Source organism: Arthrobacter sp. TE26545 (genome assembly GCF_056279005.1).
Genome location: NZ_JBWBQM010000001.1, coordinates 3,155,778 through 3,172,055, shown reverse-complemented (window position 1 = coordinate 3,172,055; position 16,278 = coordinate 3,155,778). Strand labels below are relative to the sequence as shown.

Annotated in this window: 19 protein-coding genes; 12 read left to right on the top strand and 7 right to left on the bottom strand. The window is 66.1% G+C overall.

Annotation, left to right across the window (positions count from 1 at the left end; translation table 11 throughout):
• The first annotated feature begins 76 nt into the window (after nucleotides 1–76).
• Entirely contained in the window at nucleotides 77–1,288 is a 1,212-nt protein-coding gene (locus ACZ9CK_RS14385) for an acetoin utilization protein AcuC (protein WP_476050276.1), read from the top strand.
• Between the two features lie 57 nt (nucleotides 1,289–1,345).
• On the opposite strand, the gene ACZ9CK_RS14380 is transcribed toward ACZ9CK_RS14385, so the two are convergent.
• Complete coding sequence (locus ACZ9CK_RS14380; RefSeq protein WP_426299586.1) at nucleotides 1,346–1,822, bottom strand: hypothetical protein; 477 nt, start codon at nucleotides 1,820–1,822, stop codon at nucleotides 1,346–1,348.
• Nucleotides 1,823–1,979: 157 nt separating this feature from the next.
• Between ACZ9CK_RS14380 and ACZ9CK_RS14375 the strand changes: the two genes are divergently transcribed.
• The gene (locus ACZ9CK_RS14375; protein WP_476050275.1) at nucleotides 1,980–2,543 is read left to right on the top strand and encodes an ArsR/SmtB family transcription factor; all 564 of its coding nucleotides are present in this window, start codon (nucleotides 1,980–1,982) and stop codon (nucleotides 2,541–2,543) included.
• A gap of 204 nt (nucleotides 2,544–2,747) precedes the next feature.
• Here the strand turns inward: ACZ9CK_RS14375 and ACZ9CK_RS14370 are convergent, their stop codons facing one another.
• Nucleotides 2,748–4,046 (bottom strand): alpha-hydroxy acid oxidase, encoded by a 1,299-nt coding sequence (locus tag ACZ9CK_RS14370; RefSeq protein WP_476050274.1) that lies wholly within the window; start codon nucleotides 4,044–4,046, stop codon nucleotides 2,748–2,750.
• A gap of 78 nt (nucleotides 4,047–4,124) precedes the next feature.
• On the opposite strand from ACZ9CK_RS14370, the gene ACZ9CK_RS14365 reads away from it, so the two are divergent.
• Both ACZ9CK_RS14365 and ACZ9CK_RS14360 read left to right on the top strand, forming a co-directional pair.
• Nucleotides 4,125–4,814 carry a FadR/GntR family transcriptional regulator gene (locus tag ACZ9CK_RS14365; protein WP_476050273.1) on the top strand — a complete coding sequence of 230 codons (690 nt, stop codon included), beginning with the start codon at nucleotides 4,125–4,127 and terminating at the stop codon, nucleotides 4,812–4,814.
• A gap of 74 nt (nucleotides 4,815–4,888) precedes the next feature.
• A complete protein-coding gene (locus tag ACZ9CK_RS14360; RefSeq protein WP_476050272.1) occupies nucleotides 4,889–5,806 on the top strand; it encodes a M55 family metallopeptidase in 918 nt (305 codons plus the stop codon).
• 27 nt (nucleotides 5,807–5,833) lie between these two features.
• Here ACZ9CK_RS14360 and ACZ9CK_RS14355 read toward each other — a convergent pair whose 3' ends face one another.
• Nucleotides 5,834–6,847 (bottom strand): LacI family DNA-binding transcriptional regulator, encoded by a 1,014-nt coding sequence (locus ACZ9CK_RS14355; RefSeq protein ID WP_426299576.1) that lies wholly within the window; start codon nucleotides 6,845–6,847, stop codon nucleotides 5,834–5,836.
• A 262-nt stretch (nucleotides 6,848–7,109) separates the two neighbouring features.
• On the opposite strand from ACZ9CK_RS14355, the gene ACZ9CK_RS14350 reads away from it, so the two are divergent.
• The 4 genes from ACZ9CK_RS14350 (at nucleotide 7,110) to ACZ9CK_RS14335 (ending at nucleotide 10,141) form a co-directional block, all read left to right on the top strand.
• Nucleotides 7,110–8,141, top strand: coding sequence for an Ig-like domain-containing protein (locus ACZ9CK_RS14350; RefSeq protein ID WP_476050271.1), 1,032 nt, complete (start codon nucleotides 7,110–7,112; stop codon nucleotides 8,139–8,141).
• A 222-nt stretch (nucleotides 8,142–8,363) separates the two neighbouring features.
• Nucleotides 8,364–9,524 (top strand): 3-deoxy-7-phosphoheptulonate synthase, encoded by a 1,161-nt coding sequence (locus ACZ9CK_RS14345; RefSeq protein ID WP_476050270.1) that lies wholly within the window; start codon nucleotides 8,364–8,366, stop codon nucleotides 9,522–9,524.
• Nucleotides 9,525–9,670: 146 nt separating this feature from the next.
• Complete coding sequence (locus ACZ9CK_RS14340; RefSeq protein WP_074586973.1) at nucleotides 9,671–9,883, top strand: helix-turn-helix domain-containing protein; 213 nt, start codon at nucleotides 9,671–9,673, stop codon at nucleotides 9,881–9,883.
• Between the two features lie 159 nt (nucleotides 9,884–10,042).
• Nucleotides 10,043–10,141: a 30S ribosomal protein bS22 gene (locus ACZ9CK_RS14335; RefSeq protein ID WP_003792170.1), complete on the top strand. Its 99-nt coding sequence runs from the start codon at nucleotides 10,043–10,045 to the stop codon at nucleotides 10,139–10,141.
• 142 nt (nucleotides 10,142–10,283) lie between these two features.
• On the opposite strand, the gene ACZ9CK_RS14330 is transcribed toward ACZ9CK_RS14335, so the two are convergent.
• Complete coding sequence (locus ACZ9CK_RS14330; RefSeq protein WP_426299571.1) at nucleotides 10,284–11,102, bottom strand: HAD family hydrolase; 819 nt, start codon at nucleotides 11,100–11,102, stop codon at nucleotides 10,284–10,286.
• A 108-nt stretch (nucleotides 11,103–11,210) separates the two neighbouring features.
• Here ACZ9CK_RS14330 and ACZ9CK_RS14325 point away from each other — a divergent pair, with 108 nt between their 5' ends.
• Both ACZ9CK_RS14325 and ACZ9CK_RS14320 read left to right on the top strand, forming a co-directional pair.
• Complete coding sequence (locus ACZ9CK_RS14325) at nucleotides 11,211–11,465, top strand: glutaredoxin family protein (RefSeq protein ID WP_426299569.1); 255 nt, start codon at nucleotides 11,211–11,213, stop codon at nucleotides 11,463–11,465.
• A gap of 66 nt (nucleotides 11,466–11,531) precedes the next feature.
• Nucleotides 11,532–12,239: a redox-sensing transcriptional repressor Rex gene (locus ACZ9CK_RS14320; RefSeq protein WP_426299567.1), complete on the top strand. Its 708-nt coding sequence runs from the start codon at nucleotides 11,532–11,534 to the stop codon at nucleotides 12,237–12,239.
• Between the two features lie 64 nt (nucleotides 12,240–12,303).
• Here ACZ9CK_RS14320 and ACZ9CK_RS14315 read toward each other — a convergent pair whose 3' ends face one another.
• From ACZ9CK_RS14315 to ACZ9CK_RS14305, 3 genes are all read right to left on the bottom strand, one after another.
• A complete protein-coding gene (locus ACZ9CK_RS14315) occupies nucleotides 12,304–13,095 on the bottom strand; it encodes a hypothetical protein (RefSeq protein ID WP_476050269.1) in 792 nt (263 codons plus the stop codon).
• A gap of 263 nt (nucleotides 13,096–13,358) precedes the next feature.
• A complete protein-coding gene (locus ACZ9CK_RS14310; protein ID WP_426299563.1) occupies nucleotides 13,359–13,838 on the bottom strand; it encodes a hypothetical protein in 480 nt (159 codons plus the stop codon).
• Nucleotides 13,839–14,239: 401 nt separating this feature from the next.
• Entirely contained in the window at nucleotides 14,240–14,788 is a 549-nt protein-coding gene (locus ACZ9CK_RS14305; protein ID WP_426299561.1) for a YceI family protein, read from the bottom strand.
• 197 nt (nucleotides 14,789–14,985) lie between these two features.
• On the opposite strand from ACZ9CK_RS14305, the gene ACZ9CK_RS14300 reads away from it, so the two are divergent.
• On the top strand, nucleotides 14,986–15,651 hold the full coding sequence (locus ACZ9CK_RS14300; RefSeq protein ID WP_426299559.1) for a histidine phosphatase family protein: 666 nt from the start codon (nucleotides 14,986–14,988) through the stop codon (nucleotides 15,649–15,651).
• The gene (locus ACZ9CK_RS14295) at nucleotides 15,648–16,268 is read left to right on the top strand and encodes a TlpA family protein disulfide reductase (protein ID WP_476050268.1); all 621 of its coding nucleotides are present in this window, start codon (nucleotides 15,648–15,650) and stop codon (nucleotides 16,266–16,268) included. Before ACZ9CK_RS14300 ends, ACZ9CK_RS14295 begins: the two co-directional genes overlap by 4 nt.
• The last annotated feature ends 10 nt before the right edge of the window (nucleotides 16,269–16,278 follow it).

Below are 16,278 nucleotides of genomic sequence, written 5' to 3'. Positions count from 1 at the left end.
TTGACGGATCGGCTGTCTTGAGTAGTAAACCACTAATCGCCCGCGGGAGCCGGGCGAACAGGCTAGCCTGTCTTTGATGACTTCCCAGCCCGGCCTCCGTCCGTCCGCGCTGCCAACGACGGTGGCGTGGAGCCCCGCCATGGCCGCCTATGACTTCGGTCCCGGCCACCCCATGGCACCGGAGCGCCTTGAACTGACGGCGCGGCTGGCCGACTCCCTCGGGCTGTTCGAACTTCCGCACGTCTCGCTGCAGGCACCCGGGGTGGCGTCCGACGTCGAACTCCAGCGGGTGCACAGCGCGGACTATATTGCCGCGGTGCGGCGCGCCAGCGAGGACCCGACGGCGTCGGACCCGGAACGCGGACTGGGAACCGACGACGATCCCGCCTTTGCCGGAATGCACGAGGCGAGTGCCCGCTTGGCGGCGGCCTCGCTGCTCTGCGCGGAAGCGGTCCTTTCGGGCGAAGCGGTCCGCGCGGTGAATTTCGGCGGCGGCCTGCACCATGCCTCCCGGGAACGCGCCAGCGGCTTCTGCATCTACAACGATGCGGCCCTGGCCGTGCAGCGTTTGCTCGACGGCGGTGTGGCGAAGATCGCGTACATCGACGTCGACGCCCACCACGGGGACGGTACGCAAAGCATCTTCTGGGACGACCCGCGGGTCCTCACCATTTCACTGCACGAATCCGGGCTGACCTTGTTCCCGGGCACGGGATTCGCCAACGAAAGCGGCGGACCGCGGGCCCTGGGGACCGCCGTCAATGTCGCCCTGCCGGCCCACACAGGCGACGCCGGCTGGTTGCGTGCCTTTCACGCGGTCGTGCCGCAGCTGGTGGGGGCGTTCGGGCCCGAGGTGATCGTCAGCCAGCACGGCTGCGACTCGCACGCCAACGACCCCCTCACGAACCTCAACCTCAGCGTCGACGGCCAGCGCGAGGCCGCCTCCGCCGTCGCCGGCCTTGCCGCACGGTACTGCGGCAACCGCTGGATCGCCACCGGGGGCGGCGGGTACGACATCACCGGTGTGGTCCCGCGGAGCTGGTCGCACCTGATCGGCATCGCGGCGCAGAGGCCGATCCCCCTGGACGCCCGGGTGCCGGAGGAATGGCTTGAATATGTCCGGGAGAAATTCGGCCGCAACGCCCCCGAACGCATGGGGGACGAAGTGGACATCTGGTGGCGTTCCTGGGAAGTCGGCTACGATCCGGGCGACGCCGTGGACCGCAGCATCATCGCCACCCGCAAGGAGATCTTCCCGCTGCACGGGCTCGATCCCTGGTTCGACTGAGCTCCCTGGTTCGACTGAGCTCCCTGGTTCGACTGAGTTCCCTGGTTCGACTGAAGTTCAGCCCGACTTCTCCGTCTGGAACACGACGCCGGCGGCGCCGACCAGCCAGCCCAGCAGGGACAGCGCGAAAGCCCCGATGAGGTCAGTCGAGGCCTGCCCCTTCACGAGCCAAAGGATCAGGACCAACAAGCCCACGGCCATGTAGACCATGATCGCGGCGACGATCCTGCCGGAAAGCCGGGCAGCGACCTCTGCCGGGAAGGAAGCACCCGGGGAGCCTGCCGGTGTTTCGGACTGCTGGTGTTTGACCTCCGAGATGGTGAATCCCAGGGCCGACGCCGTGAGCGAACCCAGCGAGGTCGCCATCACTCCGGCGGCGGTCACCAGGGCGCCGTTCAGGGCCGGGGCGGTGGCGCCGCCAACGGGAACCCAGCTCGCCACCCGCAGCAGGACGGCGAGCCACACCGCCACGAACAGGATCAGGAACACGGCCGCGATGATGTTGAACATTTGCCGCCGGAGATAGTCAGTCATGGCCACGCACCCCGCCCCGCTCTGGCCGCGGCTGGATGGCCGCCTGGACCGTGTGTTCGTTGTACCACCAGGGGTGTGGCCGGTCAACGATCCCATTAGGCCCGTCACGGCGAAATAGTTGATGCCTTTTGACGTATATGTCGCTAGGGTGGGAGGCATGGTGACTGACGACGTATTTGCCGTCATTGCTGAGGCGACCCGGCGTGACATCCTGGTTGCCCTCCGCTCTGGGGACAAAGCTGTGGGGGAATTGGTGCAGGAACTTGAAGCCAGCCAGCCCACCATTTCCAAGCATTTGAAGGTGCTCCGCGAAGCGGACCTCGTCAGCATGCGTGCCCAAGGGCAGAAACGCTATTACGCCCTGAACCCCAAGCCCCTCGCCGGGATTGCCAGCTGGCTGGAAACCTTCGACGTCGGCCCCTCCGCAGCTGCCGCTGCCGCCGCGCCGGGCCAGCGGCGCGAGGGCACCGCCCGGAGCGCGGGGCAGGCGGCCCAGCCTGCCGCCGTCGGGACGACCCAGGGGCCTGCCGCGAATGCCCGGCCCGGCAACGCAACACAGCCGGCACAGGAAGTTGTTGTTCCTGCACCGGCTGCGGCGGCGGACGACACCGTTCCCCAGCAGATCGGCCGCACGGTAGGCCGCGCCGCCACGAAGGCCGCGGACCTGCTCGCCAAGCTGCCGGACCTGCCCAACCTGCCCAAGTTCGGCCGGAAGAAGTAATTCGGGCCGGAAGAAATAACCGCTGCTGTGAAAGGCCTCAGCAGCCTTCGAAGTCGTTGAGCACCCGGACCTTGGCTGCCGAGGCCGACGCCGGGTCGAAGGCATGGCCGAACAGCTGCTGTTCGGCGCGGCAGCCGATGAGCGGCGCCGCAGAGAAGCTGGTGGCTTAGCCGCCAGGTTTCCCGCAGCCCCGTTCGCGGAACGTCAGCCCTGCAGGAGTCGCACGTGGTCCGGGTTCAGCTCGGAGATCTTCGTTACGCCCAGCAAGGCCATGGTGCGGGCCATGTCCTTCTCAAGGATCTGGATGGTGCGGTCCACGCCGGCGCGCCCGCCGGCCATGAGCCCGTAGAGGTAGGCCCGTCCGATCAGGGCGAAGTCCGCGCCCAGTGCCAGAGCTGCGATGATGTCCGCGCCGCCCATGATGCCGGTGTCCAGGATGACCGCGGCTTCAGGGTTCCGTTCCTTGACCGCGGCGGAGACCGCGGGCAGCAGGTGCAGCGGGATCGGCGCGCGGTCCAGTTGGCGGCCGCCGTGGTTGGAGACCACCACACCGTCGGCCCCGTGGTCCACCACCCTCACCGCGTCCTCAACGGTCTGGATGCCCTTGACCACCAGCTTGGCCTTCCAGGTTTCGCGCAGCCAGTCGAGGTCCTCGAAAGTCAGTGTGGGGTCGAACATCGAGTTGATCAGGTCTGCCACCGTGCCCGTGTAACGCGACAGCGAGGCGAAGGTCAGCGGCTCGTGGGTGAGGAAGTTGAACCACCAGGCGGGCCGGTACGAGGCGTCCAGCACGGTCTTCAGGGTCAGGGCTGGCGGAATGGTCATGCCGTTGCGGACATCCCGCAGCCGGGCGCCCGCGACGGCGGTGTCCACCGTGACCATCAGGGTGTCGTTGCCGGCCGCGGCGGCGCGCTCGATGAGCTCGAGCGACCGCTCACGGTCCGTCCATAGGTAGAGCTGGAACCAGTTGCGTCCGTTCGGCGCCGCGGCGGCCACGTCCTCGATCGAGGCGGTGCCCATCGTGGAAAGGGTGTACGGAATGCCGGCGGCCTGGGCTGCCTGGGACCCGGCGTACTCGCCTTCGGACTGCATCATCCGCGTGAAGCCGGTGGGGGCGATGCCGAAGGGGAGGCGGGACGGCTTGGCCAGGATGTCGGTGCTGAGGTCGATGCTGGAGACGTCGCGCAGGATGCCGGGACGGAACTCGATGTCCTGGAACGCCTGCCGGGCGCGGCGCAGGGTGATTTCGGCCTCGGCGGCACCGTCCGTGTAGTCGAAAGGTGCCTGCGGGGTCCGGCGCTTGGCGATGTCCCGCAAATCCCAGATCGTGGAGGCACGCTTGAGGCGCGCGGCGTTGCTGAACTCCGGCTTCTTGAACTGCATCAGCGGGGCAAGGTCGGAGTACTTGGGGATGCGCCGCTTGAGGGCCGGCGGAATCACGACGGCGGCGCTGTTCGGTGCGGCTTCGCCGCTGGCTGTGGCGGGCTGGACGGTGTGCGTCATGATGGTCTCCGGACTCGGCGGTGTGGTTGGACCACACTCTATTTCATGTGGTTGGACCACAGCAAGTAGGATTCTTGCATGCGAACCCACGAACTCGTGCTTGGCTGGATCGAAAAGCAGCTCTCCGACGGCAAGCTGCTGCTCGGCGGCCGCCTGCCTGCGGAGCGCGCCCTTGCCGAACAGCTCCAGGTTTCCCGCACCTCCGTCCGTGAAGCGATCCGGATCCTGGAGGCCATGGGCGTGGTACGGGCCGCCGTCGGTTCCGGGAAGGACGCCGGGACGGTGGTCATCGCCGATCCGGCCGCTGCCCTCGGTTCCGCGCTGCGCTTGCATGCCGCTACCCGGCATTTCCCGGTGGCCGACATCGTGGAGACCAGGGTCCTCCTCGAGTCGTGGGCCGTCTCCCGGGCCCGCCCGGAATCACCGGCACTGGCCGAGGCGGCTGCCCTCCTTGACGAGATGGATGCCGGCCCCGGCACCGAAGACTTCCTGGCCCTGGATGTACGCTTCCACCTTGCCCTCGCCGAGGCTGCAGGCAACGTGGTGGTGAGTGCCATGATGGCGTCCCTGCGCGAGGCGATCGAAGGATACGCAGCCGAGTTGACGAAGAACCTGCCGGACTGGGACGCGACCGCCCGCCGCCTCCGGGCGGAGCACCGTGCGATCCTCGATGCCGTCAACACCGGCGACGGCGGCAGTGCGGCCAGGCTTGTGGCCTCCCATATCGAGGGTTACTACCGCGAGGCCGGACTCGCCGCTTCGGCCTGAGGATCCACACACCGACGGGCATTCCCTGACGGGTCGGGGCTTCCTATGATCGAAACCGAGGGCAGGAGGCGGCCATGCGCATCGCACTGTGGGCCGACATGGAGCGCATGTCCCGGGTCCGGGACCACCATGGGTGCTGGCCGGCCTTCGAACTGTATTGGACCTCCGGCCGGCGGGACTTTACCGACGAAGTGATTGCAGCGGCCATGGGATTGATTGACGGCGGACGCAACGAGGTCTATGTCGTCAACGCCCACGGGCTCGGGTGGCCGAACATCCTTTGGGAGGAACTACCCGACGGCGCTGCACCGGCCGGGAGCAACGACTTCGCCGAAGGGTTCGATGCAGCCTTCCAGGTGGGCTTCCATGCCCGGGCGGGCACGTCCGGCGGATTCATGAGCCACACGATGGTGCCCGGACTCAAGGTTGCGGCCGACGGGGTGCCCCTTACCGAGAGCCACATCTGGGCGTGGCTGGATGGTATCCCGGTCCTGGGTGTCACAGGTGATGCCGCCCTCGGAGCGCAACTGGATGGCTTCCTTGCCGGGACGCCGTTCCTCGCGGTCAAGAAGGCCACGAGCCGTGGCGAAGCGCTGCCCGAACACCCTGCGCGTGCCGGGAGCTTCGACGCCATCAGGGATTTCGCCAGAAGCGCGTCGCGGAGCCCCTTGAAGCAGATTGCCTTCCCGGCGGAATTCACTTTCGCAGTGGCGCTGGACCGGGACCTGGCCGGGTTGGTGGACGGGGTGCACGGCCTGGGCCGAAGCGGACCGGAGGTGCTGACGAAGCTTGCCGCCGATATTGCCCGCGATGCGTACCCTGCCCTCCAGGCCGCCATGGGCGCGTCACTCAAGCCGTTCTTCGACGCCCAGTACGGCCTCGATTTGGGCAGTGAGGCCGCCATGCGGGAGCAGGACCCGCTGGCCTTGGCGCGCTGCCGGAGTTACCTGGATGCCTGGGCCGCCGTGAGCGAGCCGGCATGGCCGCAGTGATGCCCCGGCGCCGCCCGGCCGGGGCGGTCAGGCCTTCGGTGGCGCCGTGCTGCCGCGGATTTCCAGGTGCGGCTCGAAGTGGTCGGTGGGGGTCTCGGCGTTGGCATGCTTGATCTGTTCGTGCATCCGTCGCCAGGCGAGGCTGCCCAGTTGGGCGATCGGGACAGCCGCCGTGGTCAGGCCCGGCATGGTGTAGCGCGCGAACGGCATGTCGTCGTAGCCCGTGATCGAAAGGTCCTCCGGCACCCGGATGCCGCGTTCGCTCAAGCCGTGCAGCAGGCCCATGGCCGCGACGTCGTTGAAGACGAGGATTCCGGTGGCCCCGCATGAGGCGACCGCGTCGCTTGCCTCGTTTCCGGCATCGTAGGTGTTTCCCCCCGGGATGAACTGCAGTTCGACCTCGGGGTAGTCCTGGACGAACTTCTCAAGCCCGCGCAAGCGCTGAACGTTCGACGCGCTGCGCTCGGGGCCGGTCAGATAGGCGATCCGGCGGTGGCCCAGTTCCACCAAATGGGCTCCGAGCTTCTGGATACCGTGGCCGTAGTCCACCACCAGGCTGGGAGTGGACGAGGCCTCGGTGGTGCGGTTGATCAGCACCAAGGGATACAAGGTGGGTGCCAGCTCTTCGAGTTCGTCCTGGCTCATGCGCGGGGCGCAAAGCACGACGCCGTCGCAGCGCCGCCGTGCCTCCCCGGCAAGGATCGCTTCCTCGCTGGAGACCTCGGAGGAGTCCGCGATCAGCACGCGGTAGCCGTCGCGGGCGGCGGCGACGCTGACATCCCTGAGGATGGACTGGAAGGTGGGGTTCGACAGGTCCGGGACCACGATGCCGATGGTTTCGGTCTTGCCCAGGGCAAGGCTGCGTCCCGCCGGATTCGGTTTGTACTTCAGTTCGGCCGCGGCGGCCTGGACCCGTTGGGCGATGGAGGCGTTGACGGTCGTGTTCCCGTTCATGACGCGCGAGACCGTGGCATGCGAAACTCCGGCCTTCGCCGCCACGTCCCCGATTCCGACGCGGCGCCGTGTGCTCCGATCTGCCATGGCTTCCTTCTTGATGCTGCCTGTCCCTGGTGCTGCCAGTCCGCCGCAGCCGGCGGCCGGTCAGTACTCCTGGCGCTGAGTCTAGCGATTTTTGGGAAACGCTTTCTCTCGATGTCCTTCCATTGCGCCCGATGTTCCTGCCGGATGCCGCGAACAGGGTATCCGGGAAGGGGAAACGGGCCTATCCTTGAGCCGTCGGTCGTTCTCCGTCAGCGGAGGTGCTGGGGCTTTCCGTGACAATCTGTCGGGAAAGAAGGAAGCTGTGTTCACTGCCCAGCCCGGAAGCGTAATTCGGCGCGCCCTGATCCTCGGGTCCGCATTGCTGCTGATGCTCTCGCTCGCCGCGGCCCCGGCGCGCGCAGCGGATACCCGCGCCGCCGTCGATGTCACTGCCAACGGCAATTTCCAGCTTGTCTTTCCCGGTCAATCGGCACAGGTAGTGGGCCAGGTGCTCCCGGTGTATCCCACGCCGCTGGTGCCCACGGGAACCGTGACACTCCTGCCGGACGACGCAGACACGCCGCTTGGCACCTCCGGGCTCAGCAACGACATCCTGCCCGGGCTGTTCGTCCTCATAGCACCGCCCTTGGACCTTGGCACGCACTATTTCCGCGCCGCGTATTCGGGCGATGAGAACTTCGCCCCGAAAACCATCCGCTTCCCGATCGTGGTCATCAGCGGTCCGGAGACGACGACCTCGCTGGCACTGAGTCCGTCCGGTGGCTCCGTTGCAGGCGAAGTGATCACGATGACCGCCCAGGTCGCCGCATTGGACGGTCCGCTCACCGGAACGCCCCTCGGCGAGGTCACCTTCACAGTCGACGGCGTCGACGTTGCCACGGTGACCGTCGGCACTGGCTGGGTAGCCGCTTTCAGCACCTCAGCCTTGACCGTTGGGACGCACACGATTTCGGCGGCGTACCAGCACCAGGCAGGGGACTACTTCGCGTCAACATCGCCGGCTCTGTCCTACACGGTTTCGGCGCCGCCCACGGCTGAGGTCCGTACGCAATTCCGGGTGAGTCCCCACGGCACTGTCCAGGCCGGCGAGCCCGTGACCGCCCGCGCGGTGATCGAATCGCGGTCCGCGCACGGGCCCACGCCCACCGGCCGCGTGCAGTTCTATGACGGGAGCACCCCGATAGGGGCGGCCGAGGAACTGGCTGCCGGAACCGCCGTCTTTGTCTATCAGCAACTGAGCCCCGGGAAGCACGTGCTCCAGGCAAAGTATCTCGGCTCGAGCCTGTACCTCCCGGCATTCACGCCGTCGCGGACGGTGACTGTTACGGCGTGAGACGGGGGCCTGTTTTGCGGCCGGAGCGCCTTCATGGCTATGGTGTGTCCATGACTAAGCGTTGGTATGCGTATTTTTCGTTGGCTCTGGAGGGGCCCGCGTCTAACTGACACGCATCCAACTAACCTTCAGAGCCAACAGGGCAGAGATCATTCTCTGCCCTTCGCCATATCCGGCGGGTTCTGTTGAGGGCCCGCTCCGCCTCCGGAACAGGACCCGAAAATGACCAGCATTGCCGAAAACCCCGCCACACTCGACGCGAGCCAGGAATCCCGCTCCAGCGCCGAGACCCCGGCCGGCCGTTCGACGTCGAACCTGCGGGTGAGCCGCTTCGAACCGTTGCCCGCCCCGCAGGAAGTCATCGCGGAACTGCCGCTCGGCGCGAAGGCCGCGGCCGTCGTCGAACGCGGCCGTGACGAGATCCGGGCCATCATGGACGGCGTCGATGACCGCCTGCTGGTGATCGTCGGTCCCTGCTCCATCCACGATCCCAAGGCGGGGCTGGAATACGCCCGCCGGCTGGTCAGCCAGTCCGAAAAGCACAGGGAAGACCTGCTGGTGGTCATGCGGGCCTACTTCGAAAAGCCGCGCACCACGGTGGGCTGGAAAGGCCTCATCAACGATCCGCACCTGGACGGCAGCCACGACATCGCCTCGGGCCTGCGCGCAGCCCGCGGCTTCCTCCAGCAGGTCACCGAACTGGGCCTGCCCACGGCCACGGAATTCCTGGAACCGATCAGCCCGCAGTACATGGCGGACCTGGTCGCCTGGGGCGCTATCGGCGCCCGCACCACAGAAAGCCAGATCCACCGCCAGCTCGCCTCCGGCCTTTCTATGCCGATCGGCTTCAAGAACGGGACCGACGGCGACCTCCAGGTGGCCATCGACGCCTGCGGCGCATCCGCCGCCCAGCAGGCTTTCCTCGGCATTGACGGCGACGGCCGTGCAGCCCTCGTGGCGACCGCCGGGAACCCGGACACGCACGTGATCCTCCGCGGCGGACGCAAGGGCCCCAACTACTCTGCGGACGATGTGGCGGCCGCCTCCGAAAAGCTGTCCGCCAAGGGCCTGAACCCGCGCCTGATCGTCGATGCCAGCCACGCCAACAGCGGCAAGAGCCATCACCGCCAGGCCGAGGTCGCGTTGGAAATCGGTGCCCAGCTGGAGGCCGACCCCGCCTCGCCGATTGCCGGCGTCATGTTGGAAAGCTTCCTGGTGGGCGGTGCGCAGAACCTGGACGTTGCGCTTCAGCTAGCGGGGGAGCAGGAGCTGGTTTACGGCCAGAGCGTCACGGACGCCTGCATGGAATGGGACGTCACGGCGTCCGTGCTCGAGCAGCTCGCGGCCTCGTCCCGCAAGCGTCGCGAGGCCGCCGCAGGCTGAACGCGAATGTAGCGGGCGGGACTTTCACATTGGCCTCAGCAGCCTCTAAAGTATCTAGCACATGGTTGTGATGGCTCAGCATCGGAACGCCGCAGTCATGGGCGCTGGGGTTGTCCTTGTCAGCTGAGAGCAAAGGAATATGGAGAATGTCCGCAGAGACCAACTTCTCGAATGCGCGATTCATGACCGTGGCCGAAGTGGCCGAGGTTCTCCGGGTTTCCAAAATGACCGTGTACCGCCTGGTCCATTCCGGCGAAATGCCGGCTGTCCGGTTCGGCCGGTCATTCCGGGTTCCCGAGGAAGCCGTTGCCCAGTACCTCAAGGGTGCCGTGGTGGACGGCCGCTCGGAGAGCGCCTGACGCCCAAGGGCCCTGCCGGGTCTACGGTCATTGGGTGCCTCCGCGAGGCGGTACCCTGTTAAGGAACGTTTTACGTCACTGTAAGAATCCGTCTGTTGCGGGGCCTTCGCCGGCCCCGTCCGGCAGGCGGGAACTTCACTTATTTGTTAAGGAACTTTCGTGGGTTCAGTTATTAAGAAGCGCCGCAAGCGTATGGCCAAGAAGAAGCACCGCAAGTTGCTTCGTAAGACCCGCCACCAGCGCCGCAACAAGAAGTAGGAATACTTCGCAGTGCGTTAATGCCCGTTGCCTCTCGAGGCGGCGGGCATTTTTGCGTCCCTAAACCGCCTGGTGACGTCCCTAAACCGACTGGTGACGGCGCCCGTGCTGTCGGATGCCGGTGCCGTCGGATGCCGGTGCCTCAGACGCGCGGGCCGCGGAACTTGCTGAACCCGCGCCACAGGCCGTACACAGCGCCGCCGACGGTGGCTGCCTTCAGGCCAAGTGTGGCTGCGCGGCGGCCCGAGCGGAAGTCGTAAACGGGCCAGTTGTTTTCGCGGGCATGGCGACGCAGGGCGGCGTCGGGGTTAATGCACACCGGGTGCCCCACCAGGGTGAGCAGGGGGATGTCGTTGTGGGAGTCGCTGTAGGCCCAGCAGCGCTGGAGGTCCAGCCCTTCCTCGTCTGCCACCTGCTGAACGGCAACGGCTTTCGCCGGTCCGTGCAGGATGTCACCCACGAGCCTGCCGGTGTAGGCGCCGTCTTCGATTTCGCCCACCGTGCCCAAGGCGCCGGTGAGGCCCAGCCGGGTGGCGATTACGCTGGCAACCTCGACCGGGGTGGCGGTGACCAGCCACACCTTGCGGCCCACCCGGAGGTGCTGCTCGGCCAGGGCCTTCGTACCCGGCCAGATCCGGGACTCGATCATTTCGTCGTAGACTTCTTCGCCCAGTTCCTCGACCTCGGAAACCCTGATCCCTGCGGCAAGGACCAAGGCGGAGTCGCGCACGGCATGGACGTCGTCCATGTTCTCGCCGCGGAGGACAAACTTGAACTGCTTCCATGCGAAGCCCGCGGCCTGGGACAGTGTGAAGGCCTTGCGTTCGTACATTTTCCGGGCCACATGGAAGAGGCTTGCGCCCCGCATCAAGGTGTTGTCGACGTCGAAGAATGCGGCTTCGCCGTGTTGCTGCTTCACAGCCGGCGCGGTGGCCACAGCGGCGTTCTTCTCGTCGGGCATGCCATGAGTCTAGTCAATTGCCCTGCCGGACGCCGTGCCGCGCCTTCCGCATGAACCCGCGTCGTGCGCGCTTCGACGCCGCCCCGCGGCTCGGGCTACCGTTGGAACATGCCGATTCCCGACGTCGTCCTCCTCACCAAACCCGACTGCCACCTTTGCGCTGCGGCGCGGGACGCCGTCGAACGCGTTGTCTCGCAGCTGGGGCTGCCGTGGCGGGAGATGTCCATCGAAGGCGACGCCGAGCTGCGCGAACGTTACGCCGAGGAGATCCCGGTGGTCCTGGTCGACGGCATCCAGCGGGACTTCTGGAAGATCGACGAAACACGGCTCACCAGGGTGCTGCAGAAGGCACTTGCGTCCTAAGTGCTATCCCGGTGGCTTTGTTGACTCCGGGAACCCCGCAATAGAGTGGGACAACAAAGCAACACAATGGAGACGACTGTGACTGCGCTGGAACCATCCGCCGAGCCCGTACCGGGCGAGCAGGATTCTGCTGCCAAGCAGATTCCGCCTGCAGCTGTGGCCCGGATGACGCTCTACCTGCGCGCGCTCAACTCCCTCCTCGGCGAAGGCGTGGAACGGGTTTCCTCCGAAGCGCTGGCCGAGGCCTCCGGGGTCAGCTCCTCCACCCTGCGCAAGGACCTTTCGTATGTCGGCTCCTACGGCACACGGGGCGTGGGCTATGAGGTCCAGTACCTGAGCCGTCATATCGCGGCCGCTCTGGGGTTGACCCACGACTGGAAAGTGGCGATTGTCGGGGCCGGAAACCTTGGCAAGGCCCTCGCCAGGTACGGCGGCTTCCAGTCGCGCGGCTTCGACGTCGTGGCCATCCTCGACGCCGACCCCATGGTGGTCGGCAACGAAGTCGGCTGGCTGCGGGTCAGCGATGCCGCGAACCTTGAGCAGGTCCTGCAACGGACCCGCACCAACATGGTGGTTCTGGCCCTGCCCGCTGCCGTGGCACAGGACGTGTGCGACCGCGTGATCAAGGCAGGGATCCGCAGCATCCTCAGTTTCGCGCCCGTGCTGCTGCAGGTCCCGCCGCATGTCAATCTGCGGAAGGTGGACATGGCCACCGAACTGCAGATCCTGGCCTACCACGCACAAAGGGCGCAGACCCCGGGCCAAGCCGTCTGATACTGCCCGACGGCGGCCGGGACTGCGCCCGTTGTTTGCTGCGGTGTGTTTTCCCGCGGCAGGTTCAGCGGCCGTATGGACCCTGGCCGTAAGGGTTCGCGAAGGGCTGGGCCTTGCGGAAGTACGGCGCCGAAGCCGGCAGGTAGAGCATTACGATCGCGGCGATGCCGAGCAGGATGGTGACAGTGCCGATGCCGACCTGGGCCAGGCCCAGCAGTGAGATCGCGGCGAAGATGGTTCCCAGGATCCGGGCCCAGTTCTTTCCCCTGCGCACGTTGAAGGCGACCAGGGCGTAGAGGCCGGCGAAGATCACGGAGAAGATAACCACCGTGGTGGCAAATATTCCGCGGAAGCTGTCCACGTCGATGCCGGGGTTGTTGCGTCCTTGGGCCTTCATTGCCTCGTCCACAATGCTGCCGAACTCGGGCGAGTTGATCATGGCAAGCGTGATCGGGATGCCGATCAGGTTCAGTACGCCGGCGGCAAGGATGAGCCAGAACGAGATGTTGACCAGCGAGGGAACTCCCGACGTCGTGGCCGGCTGCTGGCTCGGCCACACGCTTTGCCCGTACTGCGACTGTCCGTAGGGGGACTGGCCATACGGGGACTGGCCGAACTGCGGAGCGCCCTGGCCGTACTGCGGGGCGGCGGGCTGCTGTCCGTACTGGGGTGCGCCTTGGCCGTACTGCGGTGCGGCCTGCCCGTACTGTGGCGCCGATGGCTGCTGTCCGTACTGCGGGGCATCCTGCCCGTACTGGGGCTGTGCCGGCTGGCCGTACTGCGGCTGTTCGGGGGTGCCCTGCTGGGAACTGCCGTTTTCACCGGAGTTGGCGGGCGGGTATGGAGGGTTGCTCATGGCATTCCTTTGCATGTTCGACTGCGGGTTCGGCTGCCGGGTCAGCAATTACCCCTGCCCCCAGCTTGGTTTAAGTCCACCGTACCCCGGCACCCGGCGGTGGAGACCGATTTCCCACGGATTTCCGGCAAGGAAAGGCCAGGGAGTCCGGTGCGGGACGGCACTCGTGGCAGAAAGGAAGGCCGCGGCGTCCTGGGGAGCACCGCGGCCTTTGGCCAAGCTTTCGTGAGAGCCTGTACCTGGTTCGGGTACAGGAACTGTGCCTACGAGAAATGCTTCTGCGACTCGGGAAGCCACATCAGCACGCCGGCCGCCACCGCGACCGCGGAGCCGATGAAGCCCAGGTTCAGCGTGACGAGCTGGAGCAGCAGCGAAATCACCGCAAGCCCGGCCAGAATGCTCAGAACCAAGCGGGCCCAGCGGGCGCCTTCCTTGAGCCTGATCGCGATGAAAATGTAGAGGGCGGCGAAGATCAGGCTGAGAATGAAGCTCCCGATACTGGTGCCAATGAGCAATTCACCGAAGTAGCCCCGGAGAATGAAGATGTTGATCAGGCTTGACAGCACGCCAAGGACGGCTGCACCGACCCAGAGCCAGTAGGACAGAGTCAATTGCTGCGGCACGCCTGTGGTGTCGCGGAAGCGTTGGGCGATGTTGTTGAAGTCGAGGCCGAAAGTGTTCCTTGCCGGAGCCGGGTAGCCCAAGCCGGCAGGCGGGGCGTTGTTGGGCCCTGCGGCAGGCATTGCGTAGCCCGGAGCCGGCTGCTGGTACCCCGGGGCAGGCTGTTGGTATCCCGGGGGTGGGGCCTGATATCCGGGTGCCTGGTAGCTGGGTGGTTGCGGTGCGCCTTGAGGCGGCTGGTAGCCGGCGGGAGGAACATCGCCGGAAGATGCGGGCTCTGAGCCTGGCTGTTGAGGAACTTCGTTTGGGTTACTCATGGCATCACTGTAGACCTGAGGTTGAAGGTTTCCTAGGAAATTTTCGGCGAATTCCCGGCCTCCTCTGGGCCTCGTGGTGAATACTCCAGCGGGTGGATCCATGGGAGGGATGCCCGCCTGGAAGGCGGCAACGAAAAGCGGCGCCGCCCGGTGGCTGCGGAAATCCGCAAGCCTTCCGGGAAGCGCCGCTTCCGGAAACTGTGCCCTTAGGCGGCAGGGGCGATGAAGGCGAGTTCGAGGTTGATGACAACCTTGTCGCTGACCAGCACGCCGCCGGCTTCCAGTACGGCGTTCCAGGTCAGGCCGAATTCCTTGCGGCTGATGGTGGTCTCGCCGGAGAGCCCGGCGCGGGTGTTGCCGAAGGGGTCGACTGCGACGCCGTTGAATTCAGTCTCGATGGCGACCTCCTTGGTGACGCCCTTGATGGTGAGGTCGCCGACCAGGTCGAAGCTGTCGCCGTTGGCCTTGATGTGGCGGGATACGAAGTTGATCTCCGGGAACTTCTCGACGTCGAAGAAGTCCTCGCCCTTGACGTGGCCGTCTCGGTTGACGTCGCCGGAGTCGAAGCTGGCCGTCTGGATGGTTGCGTTGACCTTGGAGTCGGCCAGGTGGTCCGCCAGTTCCAGCGTCGCGTTGGCTTCGGTGAACTGGCCGCGGACCTTGCTGATTCCTGCGTGGCGGACGGTGAAGCCGATTTCGCTGTGCGAGTTGTCGAGGGTCCAGGTACCGGTGGTGACGTTGGCGGGGAGGGTCATGGCGTGCTCCTTGGGGTAGGGATGGGTGGAATCTCCGCTCGGAGGACAGTTACTTGAACAATCAACCGATCTTGCATCCAGTATAAACATGCAAATGCATCTTTTATTCCATCGCCGGGAACATTTTTTCGGGAACTTCAGTTCTACGTGGCGTAGAAGATTTCTGAATGCCCGTCCTCTTTGAGAAACTGGTAGACATGCCCCAAGCAACTGTCCATCTGCTCCGCCATGGCGAGGTATATAACCCCGACGGCGTTCTGTATGGCAGACTCCCCGAATTCCACCTGTCCGAGCGCGGATGGGCGATGGCGCGCGTGCTCGCCGAGCACTTCGAAGCGCGCGCCGCGGCCGGGGCAAAGATCGTCCACCTGGTGGCCTCGCCGCTCACGCGTGCCCAGGAAACAGCCCAGCCGAGCTCTGAGGCGCTCGGCCTCCAGGTCCATACGGATCCCCGGATCATCGAGGCAGAGAACCACTTTGAAGGATTGCACGCGCGTCCCTCGGAGTTCCTGAAGCCCCAGCATTGGTTCCATTTCCGGAACCCGCTCCGCCCGTCCTGGGGTGAACCGTATAGCCAGCAGGTCGCGCGCATGCGTGCCGCTATCGAGGACGCCCGGCAGCGTGCCGTCGAACTCGGCGGCGACGGCGCCGAAGCGATCCTGGTGAGCCACCAGCTGCCCATCTACGCCACGCGCCGCAGCGCCGAAGGGCGCCGGCTGTGGCATGACCCGCGCAAGCGCGAGTGCACCCTGACGTCCCTGACGTCCTTGGTGTTCGACGCCGACGGCGCCCTCGTGCGGGTCGACTACAGCGAGCCCGCGGCAGCCCTGTTGCCCGGCGCCGCAAGTACTCCCGGAGCATGACATTGGATAAGCACAGCAACACCTCGCGCCGACGCTTCCTCGCCACCGGGGGAGCGGCCCTCGCCGCCATGACCGTGGGCCTGTCCGCCTGCGCCCCGCAGGAGGACAACCTCGCCAAGCAAGCGAACGTCGGCGACAACAAGAACTACATTGCGGGAGACGGTTCGGTCACCGAGTTCGCCACGACCGAGCGTTCAGCCCCGGTGCAGATTGACGGGATCCTGTTCGATGGCACGGCTGTGAAGGCCGCAGACCTCCGCGGCAAGGTGACGGTGCTGAACTTCTGGTTCGCGGCCTGCGCCCCCTGCCGCGTCGAGGCGCCCATCCTCGAGGAACTGCACCAGGACTTCAAGGCCAAAGGCGTGCAGTTCTTCGGCGTCAACCTGCGCGATGAGAAACCCACCGCCGAGGCCTTCGAAAAGACCTTCAACCTGACGTACCCGAGCTTCAACGACAAGAACGGTGCCGTGTTGCTCTCAGTTTCCGGCCTGGTGCCGCCGAACGCCGTGCCCACCACGCTCGTCCTAGACAAGGAAGGCAGGGTTGCCTCCCGCGTCCTCGGCGAAATCGAAAAGGGCACCCTGAAGGCCCTCATCAGCGCCGCGGCAGCCGAGTAGGCGGCCCTAC

Coding starts and splice junctions, on each gene's coding strand:
- ACZ9CK_RS14385 (WP_476050276.1), top strand. CDS start 77: ATGACTTCCCAGCCCGGCCTCCGTCCGTCCGCGCTGCCAACGACGGTG.
- ACZ9CK_RS14320 (WP_426299567.1), top strand. CDS start 11,532: ATGGAGACGACTGTGACTGCGCTGGAACCATCCGCCGAGCCCGTACCG.
- ACZ9CK_RS14340 (WP_074586973.1), top strand. CDS start 9,671: ATGTCCGCAGAGACCAACTTCTCGAATGCGCGATTCATGACCGTGGCC.
- ACZ9CK_RS14355 (WP_426299576.1), bottom strand. CDS start 6,847: ATGGCAGATCGGAGCACACGGCGCCGCGTCGGAATCGGGGACGTGGCG.
- ACZ9CK_RS14310 (WP_426299563.1), bottom strand. CDS start 13,838: ATGCCTGCCGCAGGGCCCAACAACGCCCCGCCTGCCGGCTTGGGCTAC.
- ACZ9CK_RS14360 (WP_476050272.1), top strand. CDS start 4,889: ATGCGCATCGCACTGTGGGCCGACATGGAGCGCATGTCCCGGGTCCGG.
- ACZ9CK_RS14305 (WP_426299561.1), bottom strand. CDS start 14,788: ATGACCCTCCCCGCCAACGTCACCACCGGTACCTGGACCCTCGACAAC.
- ACZ9CK_RS14380 (WP_426299586.1), bottom strand. CDS start 1,822: ATGACTGACTATCTCCGGCGGCAAATGTTCAACATCATCGCGGCCGTG.
- ACZ9CK_RS14330 (WP_426299571.1), bottom strand. CDS start 11,102: ATGCCCGACGAGAAGAACGCCGCTGTGGCCACCGCGCCGGCTGTGAAG.
- ACZ9CK_RS14300 (WP_426299559.1), top strand. CDS start 14,986: ATGCCCCAAGCAACTGTCCATCTGCTCCGCCATGGCGAGGTATATAAC.
- ACZ9CK_RS14345 (WP_476050270.1), top strand. CDS start 8,364: ATGACCAGCATTGCCGAAAACCCCGCCACACTCGACGCGAGCCAGGAA.
- ACZ9CK_RS14370 (WP_476050274.1), bottom strand. CDS start 4,046: ATGACGCACACCGTCCAGCCCGCCACAGCCAGCGGCGAAGCCGCACCG.
- ACZ9CK_RS14315 (WP_476050269.1), bottom strand. CDS start 13,095: ATGAGCAACCCTCCATACCCGCCCGCCAACTCCGGTGAAAACGGCAGT.
- ACZ9CK_RS14375 (WP_476050275.1), top strand. CDS start 1,980: ATGGTGACTGACGACGTATTTGCCGTCATTGCTGAGGCGACCCGGCGT.
- ACZ9CK_RS14325 (WP_426299569.1), top strand. CDS start 11,211: ATGCCGATTCCCGACGTCGTCCTCCTCACCAAACCCGACTGCCACCTT.
- ACZ9CK_RS14365 (WP_476050273.1), top strand. CDS start 4,125: ATGCGAACCCACGAACTCGTGCTTGGCTGGATCGAAAAGCAGCTCTCC.
- ACZ9CK_RS14295 (WP_476050268.1), top strand. CDS start 15,648: ATGACATTGGATAAGCACAGCAACACCTCGCGCCGACGCTTCCTCGCC.